Origin of the sequence: Microcoleus sp. AT9b-C3, assembly GCF_036705485.1 — a bacterium.
Lineage (GTDB): Bacteria > Cyanobacteriota > Cyanobacteriia > Cyanobacteriales > Microcoleaceae > Microcoleus.
In genome coordinates, this window is the sequence record NZ_JAUBUR010000062.1 from 1 (window position 1) to 19,950 (window position 19,950).

Here is a 19,950-nt window from a genome sequence, read left to right on the forward strand (position 1 = left end):
TTACATTTTGGGGTTTTATATTTTTCATTCTGTTCAAGTCAGTTACATTATACCTCATCTTTCTGATAAGTGCTATAGTTGAGCGTCAACAGAAGCGTGAACTGCATTCGTAGGAGGAGTGGCTATCACCCCTGAACAAAAGGAGCGTTTTAAAGCTTGTGCTAGCGAAAAACCGGGATGCTGCAGGTTCGCCTCTTGCCTAACTTTATTGGGTAATCTCCCAAAATATGTACGGTTTTTTCCCCTCTACAGCGCTATGAGCTAGATACCATGAGAAAAGTGTCAAGGACATCACCAATCTATGTAGGTTGAGCAGTGGAGTGAGGCAACCCACAATTAAAGTTCAGTTTTACTTCTCACATTTTTCCCAAAATTAATATATTAGTAATTGGGGCAAATATTTAAGCTATTTCAATAATATAACTACCACAAAATGTCAAAATCACGAACTCGGTAATTATCGATCACAAATTATTAAATATTTTACGCCTCTAACTAATACCAAGTGTTAAAAAAAACATTTTTTGCAGTAATTATTGCGCTTTTATCTTTTATGGTTGCACTCATGCTATCAGCTCAAAGTTCTGAGGCTGTCAATGAACTATATGTATTTGGGGACAGTCTTTCGGATATGGGAACGGTGTTTCGAGCAAGCGGGGGTCAATATCCGCCTCGTTCGACTTACTTTCAAGGGCGTTACTCGAATGGTAAAGTTTGGGTAGAATATCTTGCCGATCGCCTGAAGTTGCCACCTGAACGAGTCACTAATTTTGCTCATGGAGGTGCAATAACGGGGAGCGATCGCAATAGCCTTGTCCCTGGTTTGTTAACTCAAGTTGAGTCATGGACTAAATCCCAAAAACAGGCAAATCCTCATGCGCTGTATGTACTGTGGGCGGGTGCGAATGACTATTTGCAGGGGGTAAATAATGCGAATATTCCCGTTGAAAATGTGGCGAGGGCGATCGCATCTCTTGCTGGTGTGGGTGCCAAAAATATCCTCCTGGCAAATTTACCAGATTTGGGGCAGTTACCGGCGACGCGAAACGGCGCTAATTCTGCAAGGCTCACTGCATTAACACAAGCACACAATCAGGGTTTGAGGCGAACGGTTAAGGTATTAAGTCAACAGCATTCTGACTTAAAGATTGCGACTCTGGATGCTAATGCGCTTTATCGGGAAGCCATTGCTTCTCCGGCTAAATATGGCTTGACTAATGTGACGAGTGCGTGTTTATCGGGTGGAGGTGTTTGTGGTAGTCCCGATCGATTTTTGTTTTGGGACGGCATTCATCCGACGACGGCCGCACACAGGATTTTGGGGGAAGCGGCGTCCACGATTGTGCAGGAAAGCGGGATGATTAAATCTGAATTGGGGATGCTTCGGTAAACTATTTTAAGGCTTTCCGGGCGATCGCCACAAGAGCGGGATGCTCCCAGGTTACATTACACAAACTTTCGTCTGCCTCAGCAGAAAAGCCAGATATTTTGTTAGATACCCGGCTTTTTGAAGAAGTCTGGGCTTGAAAGAGCGATCGCATTTAAATACTAAAGGGAGCGAATCACTCGTTGTTCGAGAATGCGTTTGCCTTTGTTATAAATACTCAGGCTGCCTCCTGTAACGATGTAATCGTAGGTGCCATTTTTTGCCACGTAACCAGTCCCCTCTTCAGTTCGAGCACGCAGGGCGATCGTGCTGCCGTTACTCTTTTTAACGCCGTAGTAATATAGTTGATTGGCGTGGTTGTAGCAAAGATAAATCCGAAAGTTGCTGGTCTCGAAATAGTTTTCCACTTTCTGTCTTTTGCGAGCACAAAAATCCCTCACCAGTTTTTGGGGGGTGGATACATTAGCTATTTGTATGGTTTCAATCGGAGACTGAGTGCGAGACGCTGTTGGTGCAGTGCTTGTGTTCGATTGTCCTAAAGCAAAGGTTGCCGCTGGATTGCTGGCAAATAGCATTAAACCGAGTAAGCTGGTTTGTGTGAGTCTTGCTGTGAAGTTCATAAGTCATTCCTTGAAAATATGTTGATGCGTCTAATCTAGGTAAGTTGCATTGATGAGGGCGATCGAACTGTACAGTTTTCACAATTGGCCTCAAGGAGGAAATCCTTGGATGAAATTTCCGTTTCCCCTGAGAGCGGGCACTATTCTCAATAAGCTTTTAGGGGCAGGCTAGAAGCCCGCCCCACAATAGGATTGAATGTATAGTCGAAATCTCGTTACTGAGAATGATATTTTTTTGTGAGTTTCCCTGCAACTGACTAGCCGGCGGACAATTAAAAAACTGGCACTTTCGATTGCTGAGAGGACTTATGTACTAATACGCGATCGCGAGGACAAAGCAGAGAATTCTTTTAAATCTTGTGCGCCAACTGCGGGCGCGGATGCTAATTTTCATCAATTTCGATAAGTGCGATCGCGCGACACGCACCAGCAACCCACGAGGGAAGTCTTTACGTGTCGCTTTTGGGCTTTTCAGGTTCAGAAGGTATATCTCCCTTTTTTTTGGCTTCTAACACCGCTGTTTCAACGATAAAAGCTATCAAGCTAGCTGTGGGTCTACCTTGCCGATCGGCCCACAGCTCTAAGGATTCATAGATGTAGTCGGGGAGTGTGATGTGAACGCGCTTGCTCACTGTCAATATTTACTGTTTGTGAACGCTCCCAATCATACAAGTTTACGCCGATCGCGGTGTTATAACGCTATTTTAGTAACTATTTGCTACCAATGAGGGCCTTTTCTGCAATAATTTGTACAGCACACCACAGGTGCAAAGTCAAAAGCCAGTCCCCCGCCGTGGAAAAGCAAGGACTGGCTATGGCTCCCATTAACAAAGGAGATACCTTTACAAAGGAGATACACCTATTATGCCGTATGAGAAACGTCTCAAGCCGTGGATCGTTGTTCGTTTGCTTCCAAATCTACAAAGGGTCGTTGTCGGTCGGTTTCGCAGTTGGTCTGATGCAGAGGGTCATTTGCGAGTTCTCAAACAACTGCTTCCGGCTGCTCGATTGACCTTAGTTTTCGATCCGATCGATTAATTTTGGTTGTGAGTTGATTAAGTGCGATCGTCCGCTTGTTTCAGAAGGGCGATCGTACTTTCGGGCAATGTTAAACTGGACGCAAAATATCAATTGAGTTGGGGAAAAAACCGTGACAGCTATTCTACAAGTAACAGAACAGCCAACAGCACAAAGCTACTTCACTCCAGAAGAATATTTAGCCCTGGAAGAAGCAGCAGAGTATAAAAGTGAATATCGCGACGGAGTAATTATTCCCATGACAGGTGGAACTACGAATCACAATCGCATTGCCCTGAATATGAGCATAGCATTACGTCTTGCTCTTAAGGGACTTGACTATGATGTTTTCATGAGCGACGTGCGTTTGTGGCTGCCGAAAAAGCGAACTTATACTTATCCCGATGTGATGGTAATTCCGGGGAAACCTGAGTATTTCAATAATCGCCAGGATACGGTGATGAATCCTCAAGTGATTGTGGAAGTTTTATCGAAATCTACGAAAGCTTACGATCGCAGTGATAAGTTTAAGTTTTATCAAACGCTGCCGACATTTCAAGAGTATATTCTGATCGATCAATCTCAGGTTTATGTAGAACAGTATTGTAAGTTGGCAAACAAGCGGTGGTCGTACCGTCAGTACGATGAGGAGGATGCGGCGCTAGTTTTTAATTTCTTTCAAGTTGAAGTGCCGCTGGCAGATGTCTATGAGAAGGTGGATTTTGAGGCGGAAAATGAGCCAGAAGAAAGCGGGGAGGAATAAGGGCGATCGCACTTGGTTTGAGAAAGAATCTCGCCTTTTCTAAGCTAAGACCAACTTTTGTCTTTTACCTATGTAAAAGCTTCTAATATCCTAGTCATGGGAATAAAAAGTGAAAGTTCATCACCTTCTAAGGCAATAAACCCGTATTGTAAATAAAATCCCTTAGCTTGTTCGTTGAAAGCGTCAACTATCACTCCCAATACTCCTATATCTTCCGACAAACGAATCACTCTGTTAAAAGCATCGATTAACAGTGTCTCACCTAGTCTTCTACCCTGCATTGATTGAGTTACCGCCAGTTTGCCGAGCCGCATGACTGGAAGAGGATAGCGCGGCAACCCTCTCCTGTAATTTTCAGGCAGTAACTCTCGTTGTAATTCAGCCATACTTATTGAATAATAGCCTGCTACTTGACCGTCACCGCCTTGAGGAATTGCCACCCAAGTTTTAGCAATGCCTTTTCTTTGATTTTGTCGGGCGTATTTTTTGAGATACTGATTTAACTCCGGCACACCGCAATCAAAATTCTCCCGAATCACCCGGCTATCATCTATTGAGCAAAAAATCCATTCCATTATTTATTTGCGATCGTATTTTTGCCGATACCTCTCGATCGCTGCTTTCAGCTTAGAGTTAAGTTCTGGTGGGTTTTCAATCGCTGAGGTAACAATTTCCCAATTGGGTTCGGAAAGAACGATCTTTTCTGGTTTAAGTGGCAGTTCTTCGGCTAGATTTAGAGCAACTTCGAGCAGATATTCGCTCAGACTAAGACCCCACAGGGTAGCTGCTTTTTCTAACAGTTCTTTTTGTTCCTGATTGATAGTTATCTCAAGGGTGCTTGTTTGGGGAGTTTGTGTAGGGGTTGACATATTTTTTCACTGAGAGCAAGGTTGGCTCATGTGATATTATAGCAATTTTTCAGGTGGGCGATCGCACGCTTGTTTGAAAAGGGCGATCCGCTACTTCCAACGTATATCGAGATTATGGCTAATTTGTTCTAGAACGTAGGCAGTCTCAAACAACACCATCTCATCTTTTAATTAATACTTCATAGCACCGATAGCGTAAATCAGGAGTTTTATTATTATATTGAGGAGTCGAATAATTTTGAGGAATCATGATCAAACCTCTTTCTTCTATTGACTTAATGCTGAAGTAATTAACAGGAATATCAAATGGGAAAACAGTTCCTTTTGCTAAAATCTCTTTAACTTCTTTTATATAATTTTCATAAACGAATAGGTAAATAGAGTTAGGACGTAAATAGCTAAGGCTTTCGACGATAAAAAATTCCTTTAAGTTATACCCATCTGCCTGTAACTTTTTGGCTATACTCCATCGGGTGTGGATAGGCAGCCAAAAGTCAATAAAAAAGTATGCCGTTTGGTAATCTCCGCGACAAGTAATGGCTGTTTCTACTTCGGTTTTTTTGAGTTTAGTTTCTTTCAGCTTAATTACTCCTGAAATGGACATTTCATTAATAGTAGCAAACAAATCATCAAGTATGTCGCTATTCTCTTCATTGGGACGAACGTTTTCTGCAAATTCTTTGAGTATTAACAAAGCTTCTTCATCACTAACTGTTAATGATGTATTTTTAAGTTCGTCCCATTTGTCTATTTTGATATAAGTTTTAATATCTTCAATTGTCCAATCAGTCCATCTCTCTTCACTAAGGGGAGATCCAATACCACAGGATTGTTCAAATTCGTAAAATTGTTCAAATTCTTGAACTCGTGATTCATCATTTGTCATAATTATCTGCTAAACGTAATTGTTTAACTTCGTTTCAATACCTGAATTGCAATAGTATTTACTGTTCACAGGCTAACAGTAAGGTGGCCACCCTGTCAAGGTGGTAAAGAAAGCTCTCAAACACCTTAAATTTCGTAATAGGCGAGCTTTAAATCTTCTTCTTTAAAGACATGATTATTAATAAGCTAGGTTTATTGCCGATCGCGAACGTCCAGGATGGCGCAAAGCACTCGATCGAACCTTAACAGGGCTGACAGTGAGGTGGGCATTTGCCCACCTTACAACTAACTACGCGCCGACAGATTCCTTCGCTGCGTAAAGCACCTCAACGGTAATCTTATCAATCCCCCGATCGCGCGCAAACTTCTCAGTATTCCGCTTCACCTTACCCCGCACAAAACCAGGGATTTTATTCAACTCAGCTTGTCCATCCTTTGTCCAACCCATATCAGAGTCAGCCGAAATACCCTTCGTAATCACTTCCTTGGTATCGTGGCCGCCGAAGATTTCCAGCAAGTGGTCTTCCATTCCCAAAGTGAAGGAATTGTAGACCAAATCTACGCACTGATTCGTACCTTCATAACCCAAAAATGGCTTGTAGCCGATCGGGAAATTTTGGACGTGAATCGGTGCAGCAATTACGCCGCAGGGAATATCCAACCGCTTACCAACGTGGCGTTCCATTTGGGTGCCGAAAATTGCCGAAGGTTCCGCTTTGGCGATCGCATCTCCGATCGCCCCGTGATCGTCCGTGACGAGCACTTCATCGCAATACTCGCTAACCTGTTCCCGGAACCAGTCAGCATCGTGTTTGCAGTAGGTTCCAGCCCACACAACGTGGATTCCCATCTCGCGAGCCAAAATCTTCGTCATCGCCGCAGCGTGGGTATTATCGCCAAATACGACCGCTTTTTTACCGGTTAAGTTTTGGCAGTCGATCGATCGCGAAAACCAAGCAGCCTGGGACACAAACCGCGTTTGTTGGTCAATAAAATTTTCGTAATCAACATCCGCACCTTGAGCATTCAAAACTTGCTGAATCTTGCGGATGCAGCGCGCAGTTTCCACCACACCCATCGGCGTAATATCCACCATCGGCGTACCGAATTCTTTTTGCAAATACTCCCCGGCCATCATCCCCAATTCCCGATAAGGAACCAAGTTAAACCAAGCGCGCGGCAGTCTTTTTAAGTTATGAACCGAAGCACCTTCGGGAATAACTTCGTTGACTTCAATGCCCAAATCTGCCATCAAACGCTTCAACTCGGTGCAGTCGTGCTGGTTGTGGAAACCCAGGGTAGACATACCGATAATGTTGACAGATGGTTTTTCGCTTTTGGCTTCTACTAAATCGCCTTTTTTGCGGGCTTTGTTAATGTAAAATTGGACGATTTGATCCAAAGTGCGATCGGCAGCTTGCAGTTCGTTTACCCGATAATGGTTAACATCCGCCAGCAATACATCGCCTTTGGCATCCAATTGGGCTCTCTCCACGAAGTTTTCCAAGTCTTCTTGCAGAATGCTGGAGGTGCAAGTCGGGGTGAGCACGATTAAATCCGGGTGTTCTTCTCTGTCTTTGCGGGTGATGTTGTCCACCACCCGTTCCTGCGAACCCCGTGCCAGTACGTGTCTGTCAACGACGCTGGTAGTTACCGGGGTGAAATCCCGTTCCCTCTCCAGCATGGAACGCATGACGTTAAAATAGTCGTCTCCAATCGGTGCGTGCATGATCGCATGGACGTTTTTGAAGGAACTGGCCACGCGCAAAGTGCCGATGTGGGCTGGGCCTGCGTACATCCAATAAGCCAATTTCATAGGTTTTTTTCCTGGTGCTGGTTGAGAATTGCCCGATCGGGCGATTACTGCTAAATTTTAAGGTTGTTTCTGATTTTCTCACCGGATGAATTCTTTAGAAATACTAAGTTTCTGAGGATTTACACATTTGGGAAATGCTCAAACGCTTTCTCTGCTTGGCATTTGACTCGCAATTCAAACAACTTTACCTGGGTTTTATGGCAATAATTCTTAATCTTTCCTCAAATTTTCTTAAGAATTAGGTAAATTAGATTAATGTAGGGTTCGCTGCCGCGCACCAGACAAGGTGCAATAATTCTGCATTTTTTGTCAAATTTACTCTGTTCAAACGGTCAATAGATTTTAGATTTTAGATTTTAGATTTTAGATTTTAGAATGGAAGCATTGACTCCACGGATAAATTCGGGGGTTTCTTTGTCGGATACAGGTTTTTTATTTCTGGGTACTGAGTCTGCTTTCGGAATGAATCCGGGGGCTTGTATCCTGGATGCTTTCGGTCAGTTAGTATTGTTAATCGATGGGTCAAAATAGATAGAACTGAAGGAAATTGCAGCTTCCGAAGCAACACTTAACTCCCTCCGGGCCTCGGTCGCGAATTATAGTTAAGATTTGCACGCGCCGATTTTTTTAAGCACCCCAAATTCGTGGCCGATCACCGAAAAAAATAAATCTTTCAGCACTTGCGTATTTTCGCGAGATGTGGTGAAGCTCCACTAAAGTCCAGCGATTGCTTGGAATCTGAGACGATTTAGTTGTCAGCATGGCGATCGAGCATTAGAGTAAATCTTTGCACAAATCCTGTATTTGCGATCTTGTTTACCTAACTGCTGAGGTCACGAAAGCCCCAGCGTGCTTTTGTCAGCAGTAGCTCTTTGCTGTCAAGGCCTGCCTACCCACACATCCCAAAAGATAGCTCTTGAGCGATAATGAAGAATAACATAGGATTTACGAAAAGAAACCCGATTTACACGATAAAATCTTGGGTTTGTCAACGACTAGCAACGAAGGAACCGGGTTTCTAGCCCGCCGCGCGTCAGTCCTGTAACATTGACCAAGCACACCTAATTTGAGAGAACCCAACTATGATGGCAATTCCCGGCGTTGCAGTTCTCGCTCTCATTTATGAAAGCAGCACTTCCCTGGTTTACCGCGGCCACAACGAGCAGAACAACCAACCTGTTATTATCAAACTTATCAAAGAAGACTATCCGACTCCTGAAGAACTGAATAGATACAAGCGCGAATATGAGATCACGGCCAACTTAAGCCTGTTGGACGGAGTTGTTAAAGTGTATAAGTTGCAGCAGGTTAGAAATAGTCTGGCAATGATCTTAGAAGATTTTGGCGGGGAATCTTTAAAGATATTTATGGCTTCCCAAAAATTTACCATTTTAGGATTTCTGACTACTGCCATCAAAGTTGCTGAAACTTTGGGAGAAATTCATGGCAAAAATGTAATTCATAAAGATATAAACCCTTCTAATATAGTTTTTAATCCTGCTACAGGACAAGTGAAACTCATAGATTTCAGCATTTCAACAGCATCCAACTTGGAAAATATTCCCAGTAAAAATCCCAATTTTTTAGAAGGCACTTTAGCCTATATGTCGCCCGAACAAACCGGCAGAATGAACCGGGTTGTCGATTACCGCACCGACTTTTATTCCCTCGGCGTGACCTTTTATGAAATCCTGGCAGGACAACTCCCTTTTCCCACTACAGATCCTATGGAGTTAGTTCACTGTCACATTGCCAAACAGCCAGTACCTCTAGCTGAAATTGCACCAGAAATTCCTCAAGCTGTTTCAGATATTGTGATGAAATTGTTAGCAAAAACTCCAGAGGAGCGCTATCAAAGTGCTTGGGGACTAAAAGCAGATTTGGAATCCTGCCTGTTTCAGTGGCAAACATCTGGGGTTATTTCTGAGTTTCCTCTCGGCCGCCAAGATATTTCCGACAAATTTCAAATACCTCAAAAACTTTACGGCAGACAGCGAGAAGTTGAAACTCTTTTAGCGGCATTTGAACGGGTAGCAGCAACAAATAATCGAGGCTACCGCAGCGAAGATTCCCAAATTTCTGTCATCAAGAAAGAGAGCAAATCAAAAAAAGAAATTCCCTTGTCAGTCCTGGCGAGAGGACAGCATAAATCTCGCAGCGAGATGATGCTGATTGCTGGTTATTCCGGCATAGGCAAATCTGCAATGGTGAAGATTTTAGACAAACCTATTACTCGCAGGCGTGGATATTTTATTTGGGGAAAGTTTGACCAGTACAAGCGGACTATTCCTTACTCTGCGGTTGTCAGCGCTTTTTCGGAATTGGTGCGGCAACTGTTAACTGAAAGTGAGGCTCAATTAGCAGTTTGGCGCGAAAAACTCCGCAGTTCCTTCGGTCAAAATGGGCAAATTATTATTGATGTCCTTCCCGAAGTTGAACTAATTGTCGGAGCTCAGTCTCCTGTAGCTGAATTGGGGCCGACGGAATCTCTGAACCGCTTTAATTTAGTATTTCAAAATTTCATTCGCGTATTTTGCCAGCCAGAACATCCGCTGGTCATTTTTCTCGACGATTTGCAGTGGGCTGATTCGGCTACTCTCAAGCTGATCGAATTGATGATGACAGATGAAGCTACGCAATATCTGTTTTTAATAGGTGCTTATCGGGATAATGAAGTTAGTCCTACTCATCCTTTAATGATGACAGTGGAGACGCTGCGGAATCAGGAAGCTATCATTAATCAGATTGCTTTGTCGCCGCTGGGGGTGGAAAACATAACTCATTTGATTGCCGAAACTTTGCACAGCGATCGAGAATCTGTCAAACCTTTAGCTGAATTGGTAATCAGCAAAACCGACGGAAATCCTTTTTTTGTTAATCAATTTCTGCAAACATTGTATCAGGAAAATCTGCTAGTTTTTCACCCGCCACAGTCGGGCCGCAAGGGCGGCTGGCATTGGGATATGACTCAAATTGAGCAGTGCGCTATCACTGACAATGTAGTAGATTTGATGGTACAAAAATTGAGGAAACTGCCAAGTTCAACGCAGCAAGTTTTGCGTTTAGTGGCTTGTTTGGGGAACGAATTTGACTTGAATACTCTTTCTTTAATTCATGAAAAAGAAGCCTCGGAAACTTTTTCTCACCTGTTGCCCGCCATTAAGTCGGGATTGATTCTGCCAACTTCGGAATTAGAAAGCAAGTCATTAGATTACGTGCTGTTTCCGCTATTAATTCTGAATTATAAATTTTTGCACGATCGCGTACAGCAAGCAGCTTACGCTCTGATCGACGACTCGCAAAAAAAGGCAGTTCACCTGAAAATAGGCAGGCAAATCCTAGAAAACACCCCGGCGGAATATCGCGCTGACAGAATCTTTGAATTAGTCGATCACTTGAATGTGGCTCGATCGCTAATTAAAGACGATCGCGAATTAATTGAACTGGCAACGCTGAATTTAGACGCGGCCCGCAGAGCCAAAGATGCCACTGCTTATGTTGCTGCCTTGCAGTATTTGACCGCAGGCATGGACGGTTTGAGCGCCGATATTTGGGATGCCCACTACGACTTAGCCTTTGCCTTGCACATGGAGCGGGCAAATGTTGAGTATTTAAACGGTTATTTCGAGAACTCCGAAGAATTTATTAATATAACGTTGGAAAAAGCGCGATCGCCCTTAGAAAAGGTAGAAATTTACAACCTGCTGATCGTGCAGTACACCCTGCGGGCGAAATACGAAGAAGCCGTTAAAGCCGGAATCACAGCTTTGGACTTGCTAGGCATTGACTTGCCGCTAGATGGGCTACAAAAAGTCATATCCGAAGAATTTGCAGCAGCTACAAATATTTTAGCAGGTAGAGAAATAGCTTCCCTAATTGACGCCCCCGAAATGACTGTACCCGACAAAAAAGTTGCAGTCAAATTAATTACAAACTTGCTGACATCCGCGTACCTCAAAAATCCCGACTTGTGGAAAGTCAGCGTTTTAAAAGGAGTCAATCTTTCTCTACAATACGGTTTAGTACCCGAAGCCTCTCTTTGCTATGCTGGCTACGGTATGTTCTTAAACGCAGTTTCGGGAGATTACAAAGCTGCGTATCAATTCGGCTTGCTCTCGCTGAATCTCAGCGAAAAATCTGGCAATATCGGCTTGAAATGCAGAGCTTGTTCATCCTTGGTCAGTATTTTTTATTACTGGTTCAATCACATCAAAGATTCCCACGCAATCAGCAATGAAGGATATCAAGCAGCTTTAGAATCAGGAGATTTAGAGTATGCGGGTTATATTCTGTCCAACCGCATAGCTAACTCATTTTTTCAAGGTAAAGAAATCTCGCAAATTCTGGCAGACACTAGCAGGTATTTGCAGTTCAGCCAAAAAACCAAAAATCAGCTCGTAACCGATATATTATTAGGAGTAGAGTTAATTCTGCGTAACTTGAGCAAACTAACTCCTGAAAAGTTTGTATTTGAAAGCGAAGATATCAGCGAAGCTGAATACGTACACAACTGTCAAGCTCATCAAAATTTGTACTCGCTCTGCCTTTATCAGATTCGCAAATGCCAGGTAATGTACTGGTACGGCAACTTCAACGAAGCGCTACAACTAGCTTTTGAAGTAGAAAAACAGCTATCTTTTATTACCGGAGCGATACCCGCTACCGAATGGAATTTTTTCTTTTCTCTAACTTTAGCCGCCGTTTTCCCAAATGTTTCAGAAGAGAAGCAAAAGGAATACTTGGAAAAGTTAGAGGAAAACCAAAAACAGATGAAAATTTGGGCAGACAACTGTGCCGAAAATTTTCTGCACAAGTATCTTTTAGTACAAGCAGAAATAGCCAGAATTTCCAAGAAAGATTCTGAAGCTGTAGAACTGTACGATTTCTCTATAAATTTAGCCCAAGACAATGAATTTGTCCAAAATGAAGCGCTAGCTAATGAACTAGCAGCTAAGTTTTGGTTGAGTAAAGGCAAGTATCAATATGCCAAAATTCACTTGCGCGAAGCTCACTCGTGCTACTTGCGCTGGGGTGCAGTTCGCAAAGTAGAAGATTTAGAACAGAAGTATCCGCAGTTGCGGGAAATGACGCCACTCAACGGAAGTTTTAACAACAATCAAACTACCACAACTATTCATACTTCTACTGGCAGCGATGCGAGAGTGCTGGATTTGGCAACGGTAATGAAAGCATCTCTAGCGATTTCTAGCGAAATTGTCCTCGATAAGTTGCTGGCTTCTTTGATGAGAATCTCCTTAGAAAATGCGGGCGCTCAATTAGGTTTTCTGATTTTAGTTAGAGATGGTCAACTGTTGATTTCAGCTAAAGCGTCAGTATTTGCTGAAGATGTAGCTGTGCTGCAATTTACGCCTGTTGGAGACTATCATGATTTACCTGTGACGGTGATTAATTACGTGGAAAGGACTCGCTCGGATTTGGTGTTGAGCAATGCGGCGGCTGAGGGACTATTCACAGCCGATCCTTACATCGCTAAACACCAACTGCAATCTATTTTGTGTACTCCCATCATCAATCAAGGCAAACTAATCGGCATTCTTTATTTAGAAAACAATTTGACTGTCGGAGCATTTACTCCCCACAGATTGGAAGTATTAAGGTTGCTTTCTTCCCAAGTTGCTATTTCTTTAGAAAATGCTCTGCTTTACAATTCTGTGGAACAGAAAGTGCAAGAACGGACGCAGGAGTTAAATGAAAAGAACGAGCGTTTAGAACAAACTTTGCGCGAACTGAAACTCACTCAAGCTCAATTAATCCAAACGGAAAAGATGTCGAGTTTGGGGCAAATGGTCGCTGGTGTCGCTCACGAAATTAATAATCCTGTAAGTTTCATCTACGGCAATCTTAATCCGGCTAGCGAATACGTTAAAGACTTGCTAAAATTGATTGAACTCTACCAGCAGCACTATCCAGAACCTGCTGAGGAAATTCTCGAAGAAATAGAAACAATTGAGCTGGAATTCTTGAGCGAGGATTTGCAAAAGCTGCTGGATTCCATGAAAGTAGGAGCGGAAAGAATCCGGGATATTGTGCTAAGCTTGCGAAATTTCTCGCGCCTCGACGAAGCGCAAATGAAGTCGGTAGATATCCATCAAGGCATCGACAGTACGGTGATGTTGCTGCAACCGCGCTTGAGAAAAGAGGGCGGGCGTTTGGGAATTGAGGTGATTAAAAATTACAGCACGCTACCCCTAATTACTTGTTATGCGTCTCAGTTGAATCAGGTATTTATGAATATTTTGACAAATGCGATCGATGCTCTCCTCGTAGCAAGAGATTGCCCGGAAAACTCTAATCAACAGCCTACGATTACAATTTCTACAGAGGTGACAGACAGGAATTCTGCCATAATTAGAATTGCCGACAGCGGGCCAGGGATGAGCACGGAGGTGCTGCACAAGATATTCGACCCATTTTTTACAACTAAGCCAGTGGGTTCGGGAACTGGTTTGGGATTGTCTATTTCTCACTCGATTGTTGTGAGTTCTCATGGCGGAAAATTGACTTGCGTTTCTGCACCCGGAGAGGGAAGCGAGTTTATTATTGAAATTCCGATCGCCCCCAAGCAAGTTTTGTAAGCGGCACCCCTATTAACCCACAGCATTGCTGAAAGAGTAATGATGTTTCAGGAAAAATGGAAAAATAAACGTCTCTACCTCTCTTTATCTGCGTAAAGCCGCGTCCATCCATTGTCATCTGCGGTTAATACATTCTCTTTTTTTTACCGCAGATGAGGGCAGATAAACACAGATTAACGCAGATGAATTAGATATATTCGGGTGGCGCAGTCCGTGATTGTTGCTCCTGCTGCGAAGCTGAATGGGCATCGCGGTTGCAGGAATTCATACAATAATTTAGTGAGAAAGTTTCCAGCATTCTCGCGCAATTTCCCAATCCTCTTGTGTGTGAATTACCAAAATTTTTACGGCTGAATCCACTGCCGCAATATCTCGATCGATCGGTGACTGTTGATTTTTCTCACTATCCAATTTTAACCCGATAAATCCAAAAGCTTCGCAAGTGGCCGATCGCACAACAGCAGAATTTTCCCCAACTCCCGCCGTAAAAATCAAAGCATCCAACCCTCCCAAACTCGCCAGCATGGCACCAATTCCGGCACGCAAACGGTGGATATAAATATCCAAAGCAAGTTGAGCTCTCTGATTACCTTGGGCGATCGCATCTCCAATCTGCCGCATATCGCCAGATACCCCTGAAATCCCTTTTAAACCAGAATTTCGATTGAGAATACCATCAAGTTTCTCAGCAGTAAACTCGGATTGTTTTAACAGATGAATGAGAATGCCTGGATCGATCGAACCCGATCGACTTCCCATCATCAATCCTTCCAAAGGCGTAAATCCCATCGTCGTGTCAACACTCCAGCCACCGCGAATCGCCGCCAGAGAACATCCGTTGCCCAAATGACAGCTAATCAACCGCAAATCTGCCAAATCTTGACCCAGAATGTCGGCGGCCCGACGCGCGCAATATTGATGGCTAATGCCGTGAAAACCGTAGCGCCGAATCCCGTTTTCCAGCCATTCATAGGGGCCGGGATACACAAAGGCTGCGGGCGGCAATTGTGCGTGAAAAGCTGTATCAAATACTGCTACTTGCGGCACTTTTCCGAGGACTTTTTCAATCGCTTCGATACCTTCGAGGTTCACCGGATTGTGAACGGGGGCGAACACAGATAAACGGGCGATCGCCTGTTTAACATCCGGCGAAATCAACGTACTTTTCTGATAGTCTTGCCCGCCGTGTACGACGCGGTGGCCGACAATATCAATCTCTTTTAAATCATTAATGGTTTGAGTTTTTCCTCTCCAAAGAGTCTCCAGCATTCGAGAAATAGCATCTTGGCGAGACTCGGATGCAAATTCCTCCTCAAGCCGATCGCCTTTTGCTGTTTTGACTTTCAACTCTGCTATACCCTGCTGGTGAGTCCAATCAATTTGAGCCTCCCAGAGGGGTTGCAAAGGTCGATCGGGCAGGACATCTTTTAACTCGTAAAGACAGCTCTTTTGACTGCTCGAACCCGCATTTAACACCAGTATTTTCATGCTTTATTATTTCCTGTTGATTCGTTCTTTCGATCGCTAGGCGATTGAAATCGCGTTTTGTCAAACTTTCGTCCCAGCAGAGGGGGACTAAAAAATCTTGAGACTCAGGGAACATTATTAAGAAAAATGTCGAAAAATTAACTGTTAATGCAATCTGTAGCTAACAGTTGCATTTTTTTGATATATCTTCTAGGCAGATTTTCATTTACTAAAGTTTAAGGAGCAGATCGATGTTTACACCAATTTTACTTGCCACTGTCGCCAGAACCATAGAGTGGAGCCCCACGACCGGTTTGATTATGATTCTTTGCAATATTTTAGCTATTGCGATCGGCAGATCGACCATTCAAAAGCCTCACACAGGCCCAGCCGCGCCCTCATCGGGTTTGGTCGGCGGCTTGAGTTTGGGTGCACTTGTGGGAAGTCTCTGCTTCGGTCATATTTTGGGAACGGGTACGATTTTAGGATTGTCTTACATAGGCGCGATTTAGTTTCAGACTTTAGGGTGCGCAGTGTGCGCACCTTACCCGCAATTTCAAGTACCTGGTAAATTGCGGAGAGTTTCATCCATGTACGATCGATCGCCCAAAACCTCCAACATTGGCCCGCGCACATCAAACTTGACAACACTCACAGAAGCTGCTAAAGCGGCAATGCGATTGCGGTAACTTCCCAAATCGATCCCCAACAAACTGCACAGAATAATCCGAATAGTCGCCTTGTGCGAGACAACCAAAACATTACCGCTCTTGTACTTTTCCTGAATTTCTGCGATAACTAAGGACGCTCGGCTAGCAATTTGTACAGAAGTTTCCCCCTCAGTCGGTGGATTCCAAGCCGGTTCCGTCAACCAATTAATGTAATCTTCAGCATATTTTTCGCGAACCGATTCAACTGTTTCACCCTCCCACTTGCCGTACTTAATTTCCCTCAATCCATCGCGCAGTTGCATTTCAATTCCCACAGCATCGCACAAAGGTTTAGCCGTAGCGATTGTCCGTTTCATGGGACTGACATAAACAGCATTCCAAGGCAATTTTGCGTAAGTTGCAGCAAATTGTTCGGCCATCATAGAACCTTCCGGTGTTAATTCTGCGTCGAGGTCGCCGCAGTAGCCGCCAGTCTTGCTGTAAGTTGTTTCACCGTGTCGTACAAAGTAGATTTTTAAGCTCATGAGTTAATTTTGTGTGAATTTTACTATGTTAGCAAAAGAGTGTAAAAAACTCCTTCAAATCATTGAGTGCAGGATTATTCCAATCCCAAATATCTTTTTTGCGTTCCATAACATAATCAAACCCAGACATAGTGCATTTCCTTCCAGCTTGTTGCTGTTCCTTATCTGAGTAAGTATCATACCTGAGATAGATGCTCACCCAGAATTTATCAAAACCTTTTCGGTCGATTTGCTTTCCCTGGTTTTCTATGCAATAATTTTTCCAACTACCCAAACAATCAGCATGAGGTGATTCTCTCGCCTTGATTGCCTTTAAAAGCGTTTCCAGTTCGCCTTTCCCTCCAACATTTGTAAAGTAACAAGCCAATTTTGCCTTTGTTCCATTCTCTCCACAAATATCTATAAATTGTTTAGTGTTTGACAAAGTTTCAGATTCAAATACCTGTTGTATACATTTATTTACTCATTGTAACCGTTCAGGCTCTGAATAGTTATCAATATCAATAATAATCCCGATCTTTTCTATATCTCTTTTTTGAATCTCGGCTTCTAAAGCTTTAAAAGTAGTGATTAACTTTGTTTCGCTAAAAGTTTATTTTAATGAAATATATTTTTCATGTCGGCACTTTTTCCTGGGGCTAAGCTAGCTTGATTTTGGGTTGATTTGCCTTGCAGTTTGCTTTTTTATTATGGCATTTCCACTTTATCAAAAAAATAGCAATTCCCCAGTGAACCAGCCTGCACGTAAGCTCAGAAAGATAATTAACATGAAGGTAGCAAAGGCGCTCAAACTGAATGGTTCATTAATGTTTATTACTCCCGGTTTCTCCTCGATACAGTATGGGCGCTAGCTGCTACTACTCCGGCTACACCTATTCCTGCACCTACTACGGCTATGGTAGTTTGCAGGTTGCGATCGTTCTCTGTTTGTTCGATTTCTACTATTCCTCGGATGGAGGCTATCGCGCGATAGAATAAGTTTTGACCAGGTTCTAAATATCTTAAATCTGCTTTAATTTAACGCTGGTATTTATTCGATCGGCTTGACATCTGTTAGAAAAAAAGTCGTTCGTCTTTTAGAAGTTTTGCTAGCTCATTAATAGTTATAAACTGTAAGATATTTGAATGGTATCCAAAAGTTATATCATGTCCGGTTGTATCAGTTGCGTGTAGGGGAGGGTTTAGCCGACAATTGTTTCATCAAACAACTTTTCGTCAAAACCCGCCCTTACCAAGCGTGACCGATGCTAACGGACATGATATTATTGGCGGCTCGCACAAAAAGCAGCGCAATAAAAAGGCGAAACAAAGGGTACATGTCAATCTCTACAGCACATGCAACGTCTCTACAGCTACACGAACCTTCGGTGTACCTCATACGGCTGCAATGCTCTACCCAACCTACGAATGATTAGATCGATCGCCCTAAGTAAGGAAGAGCCGGGTAATTTACGTAAATTTACTGTAAAATCGCTCAGTTTCCAAGTAAATTGATACGGGGAGAAAACGTATCACAAGCGTAACAAAATGAACGCAGCTACACGAACCTCCGGTGTAACTCATACGGCTTCAATGCTCTACCCAACCTACGAATGATTAGATCGATTTATCACCCTAAGTACGGGAGATCCGGGTAGTATACGTAAATCTACTCTATGATATCACTCAGTTTCCGAGTAAATTGGTGGTGGGAGAAAACCTATCCTAAGCGTAACAAAATGAACGTAGCTCTTATAAAGTCTCCTTTAATAAAAATTACAAATCTTGTGAATGAAGACACAACAAGCCAGTACAACCTAGGAATGGAAAAACTGCTCGTCGTTGTGCAAGAACTCTCGTTAGCCCACAGCCTCGAAGATGTCATGGCGATCGTGCGAGTTGCCGCACGCCAACTTACAGGTGCTGATGGTGCTACCTTTGTCTTGCGCGACAAAGATCAGTGTTTCTATGCCGACGAAGATGCCATTGCACCTCTGTGGAAAGGGCGGCGGTTTCCAATAAGTATATGCATCAGCGGTTGGACAATGTTAAACCGTCAATCAACCGTCATCCCAGACATCTATGAGGACGCTCGTATTCCCCACGCCGCTTATCAGCCCACATTTGTCAAAAGTCTGGCAATGGTTCCAATTCGGACAATAAACCCAATTGGCGCGATCGGCAACTATTGGGCACAGCCGCATCAACCCACTGACCAAGAGGTGAACCTACTCCAAGCACTGGCAGATACAACAGCCGTCGCGCTCGAGAACGTGCAGGTGTATGCCGAACTGGAACAACGAGTGCGCGATCGCACCGCTGAGTTAGAAGCTCTCAACGTCAGACTGATGCAGGAAATTAGGGATCGGCAACAAGCAGAGGAACAGGTGCGGCAATTGTCGTTGACAGACGAGTTGACACGGTTGCACAATCGACGCGGTTTCTTTGTGCTGGCACAGCAGCAGTTAAAAATAGCCCACCGCCAGCAAGGTTCATGCTGTCTCCTGTTTGTCGATCTAGACGGTTTGAAACAACTTAACGATAATATGGGTCACGAGGTAGGCGATCGGGCAATTGCAGATGCGGCTGAGATTTTGAAACGAACCTGCCGCAGTTCAGACATCGTTGCTCGTTTGGGTGGAGATGAATTTGTCATTTTTGCGCTCAACTACTTAGAGAGTGCCGAAGAGCTTGTAGTTCGCTTGCAAGCCAACATCGCTCGTTTCAACCAGGAGAGCAACCGCTGCTATCAACTGTCTATGAGTATTGGCATCCAGTGCTGTATTCCAGACGGTGAAACCTCGCTGGACCAATTAATAGCCCTAGCCGATGAATTAATGTACGCTCAAAAGCGCACAAAGAAGCGCGCAAATCGTTAAGCGGATGTGTGAACTACCTACGCGCAAGCTTGCTGTGAGTGCAGGCTTCTAGTATTCCTGAGAATTACTATAACTTCCTTCGAGGTACTATTAGTAGTAGAGTCAGCTACTACAGGATTCCCTTTAAGGAATGATTGCTACTTCGTCAGCATCATCAGCAATAGAAATTCTATCAATATTTATTGAACCGCGGGAACTAGCTATTAAAGATGACTGGAAACGTTCTTTTTCATTACCTACTTAATTCTACCTATTCAGACTAAACGCCCCAACCATAAAACAGATAGAAATTAGTAATAAACCACCTATTCTAATTCTTGGTGTATGGATAGTGCTGGTGTCAAAGTTGATTGAGAAAGCAATGTAAACTAATATCAAGTCCGATCGCTCTGTTACGATCTATAGTCATTTCAAATAAGTATGAGACACTCTTTATGCACAATAAGCACGAATAACTTCATCAAGAGATGTGCCAGG

At 43.5% G+C, this 19,950-nt stretch carries 16 protein-coding genes; 7 read left to right on the forward strand and 9 right to left on the reverse strand.

Translation table 11 applies throughout. The features are described 5' to 3' along the window. Positions 1–565: 565 nt before the first annotated feature. Positions 566–1,390: an SGNH/GDSL hydrolase family protein gene (locus tag QUB77_RS30000; protein WP_333180644.1), complete on the forward strand. Its 825-nt coding sequence runs from the start codon at positions 566–568 to the stop codon at positions 1,388–1,390. 158 nt (positions 1,391–1,548) lie between these two features. On the opposite strand, the gene QUB77_RS30005 is transcribed toward QUB77_RS30000, so the two are convergent. Further along, a complete protein-coding gene (locus QUB77_RS30005) occupies positions 1,549–2,007 on the reverse strand; it encodes a hypothetical protein (protein ID WP_333180645.1) in 459 nt (152 codons plus the stop codon). Positions 2,008–2,456: 449 nt separating this feature from the next. Further along, on the reverse strand, positions 2,457–2,639 hold the full coding sequence (locus QUB77_RS30010) for a ribbon-helix-helix domain-containing protein (RefSeq protein WP_333180646.1): 183 nt from the start codon (positions 2,637–2,639) through the stop codon (positions 2,457–2,459). Between the two features lie 232 nt (positions 2,640–2,871). On the opposite strand from QUB77_RS30010, the gene QUB77_RS30015 reads away from it, so the two are divergent. Together QUB77_RS30015 and QUB77_RS30020 are read left to right on the forward strand one after the other, a co-directional pair. Further along, positions 2,872–3,045 carry a hypothetical protein gene (locus QUB77_RS30015; RefSeq protein WP_333154159.1) on the forward strand — a complete coding sequence of 58 codons (174 nt, stop codon included), beginning with the start codon at positions 2,872–2,874 and terminating at the stop codon, positions 3,043–3,045. Between the two features lie 112 nt (positions 3,046–3,157). Next, positions 3,158–3,787 (forward strand): Uma2 family endonuclease, encoded by a 630-nt coding sequence (locus QUB77_RS30020; RefSeq protein WP_333180647.1) that lies wholly within the window; start codon positions 3,158–3,160, stop codon positions 3,785–3,787. 68 nt (positions 3,788–3,855) lie between these two features. Here the strand turns inward: QUB77_RS30020 and QUB77_RS30025 are convergent, their stop codons facing one another. The 4 genes from QUB77_RS30025 to bchB all read right to left on the reverse strand — a co-directional run bounded on the left by QUB77_RS30025 (position 3,856) and on the right by bchB (position 7,357). Then, a complete protein-coding gene (locus tag QUB77_RS30025) occupies positions 3,856–4,362 on the reverse strand; it encodes a GNAT family N-acetyltransferase (RefSeq protein ID WP_333180648.1) in 507 nt (168 codons plus the stop codon). A gap of 3 nt (positions 4,363–4,365) precedes the next feature. Further along, on the reverse strand, positions 4,366–4,656 hold the full coding sequence (locus QUB77_RS30030; RefSeq protein WP_333180649.1) for a DUF1778 domain-containing protein: 291 nt from the start codon (positions 4,654–4,656) through the stop codon (positions 4,366–4,368). 160 nt (positions 4,657–4,816) lie between these two features. Next, on the reverse strand, positions 4,817–5,542 hold the full coding sequence (locus QUB77_RS30035; protein ID WP_333180650.1) for a hypothetical protein: 726 nt from the start codon (positions 5,540–5,542) through the stop codon (positions 4,817–4,819). A 288-nt stretch (positions 5,543–5,830) separates the two neighbouring features. Then, on the reverse strand, positions 5,831–7,357 hold the full coding sequence (gene bchB / locus QUB77_RS30040) for a ferredoxin:protochlorophyllide reductase (ATP-dependent) subunit B (protein ID WP_333099663.1): 1,527 nt from the start codon (positions 7,355–7,357) through the stop codon (positions 5,831–5,833). A 1,082-nt stretch (positions 7,358–8,439) separates the two neighbouring features. Here bchB and QUB77_RS30045 point away from each other — a divergent pair. Then, positions 8,440–13,953, forward strand: coding sequence for an AAA family ATPase (locus QUB77_RS30045; RefSeq protein WP_333180651.1), 5,514 nt, complete (start codon positions 8,440–8,442; stop codon positions 13,951–13,953). Positions 13,954–14,229: 276 nt separating this feature from the next. Here QUB77_RS30045 and QUB77_RS30050 read toward each other — a convergent pair whose 3' ends face one another. Then, positions 14,230–15,441: an acetate kinase gene (locus tag QUB77_RS30050; protein WP_333180652.1), complete on the reverse strand. Its 1,212-nt coding sequence runs from the start codon at positions 15,439–15,441 to the stop codon at positions 14,230–14,232. 230 nt (positions 15,442–15,671) lie between these two features. On the opposite strand from QUB77_RS30050, the gene psaK reads away from it, so the two are divergent. After that, positions 15,672–15,932: a photosystem I reaction center subunit PsaK gene (gene psaK, locus QUB77_RS30055; RefSeq protein WP_333140980.1), complete on the forward strand. Its 261-nt coding sequence runs from the start codon at positions 15,672–15,674 to the stop codon at positions 15,930–15,932. 44 nt (positions 15,933–15,976) lie between these two features. On the opposite strand, the gene QUB77_RS30060 is transcribed toward psaK, so the two are convergent. After that, positions 15,977–16,615, reverse strand: a complete 639-nt coding sequence (locus QUB77_RS30060) for a histidine phosphatase family protein (RefSeq protein WP_333180653.1) — start codon at positions 16,613–16,615, stop codon at positions 15,977–15,979. A 28-nt stretch (positions 16,616–16,643) separates the two neighbouring features. Next, positions 16,644–17,039 (reverse strand): DUF3226 domain-containing protein, encoded by a 396-nt coding sequence (locus QUB77_RS30065; RefSeq protein ID WP_333180654.1) that lies wholly within the window; start codon positions 17,037–17,039, stop codon positions 16,644–16,646. A 416-nt stretch (positions 17,040–17,455) separates the two neighbouring features. Between QUB77_RS30065 and QUB77_RS30070 the strand changes: the two genes are divergently transcribed. Next, positions 17,456–17,593, forward strand: coding sequence for a hypothetical protein (locus QUB77_RS30070; protein ID WP_333296202.1), 138 nt, complete (start codon positions 17,456–17,458; stop codon positions 17,591–17,593). Positions 17,594–18,381: 788 nt separating this feature from the next. Continuing rightward, positions 18,382–19,473, forward strand: a complete 1,092-nt coding sequence (locus QUB77_RS30075) for a diguanylate cyclase (RefSeq protein ID WP_333180655.1) — start codon at positions 18,382–18,384, stop codon at positions 19,471–19,473. Positions 19,474–19,950: the final 477 nt, after the last annotated feature.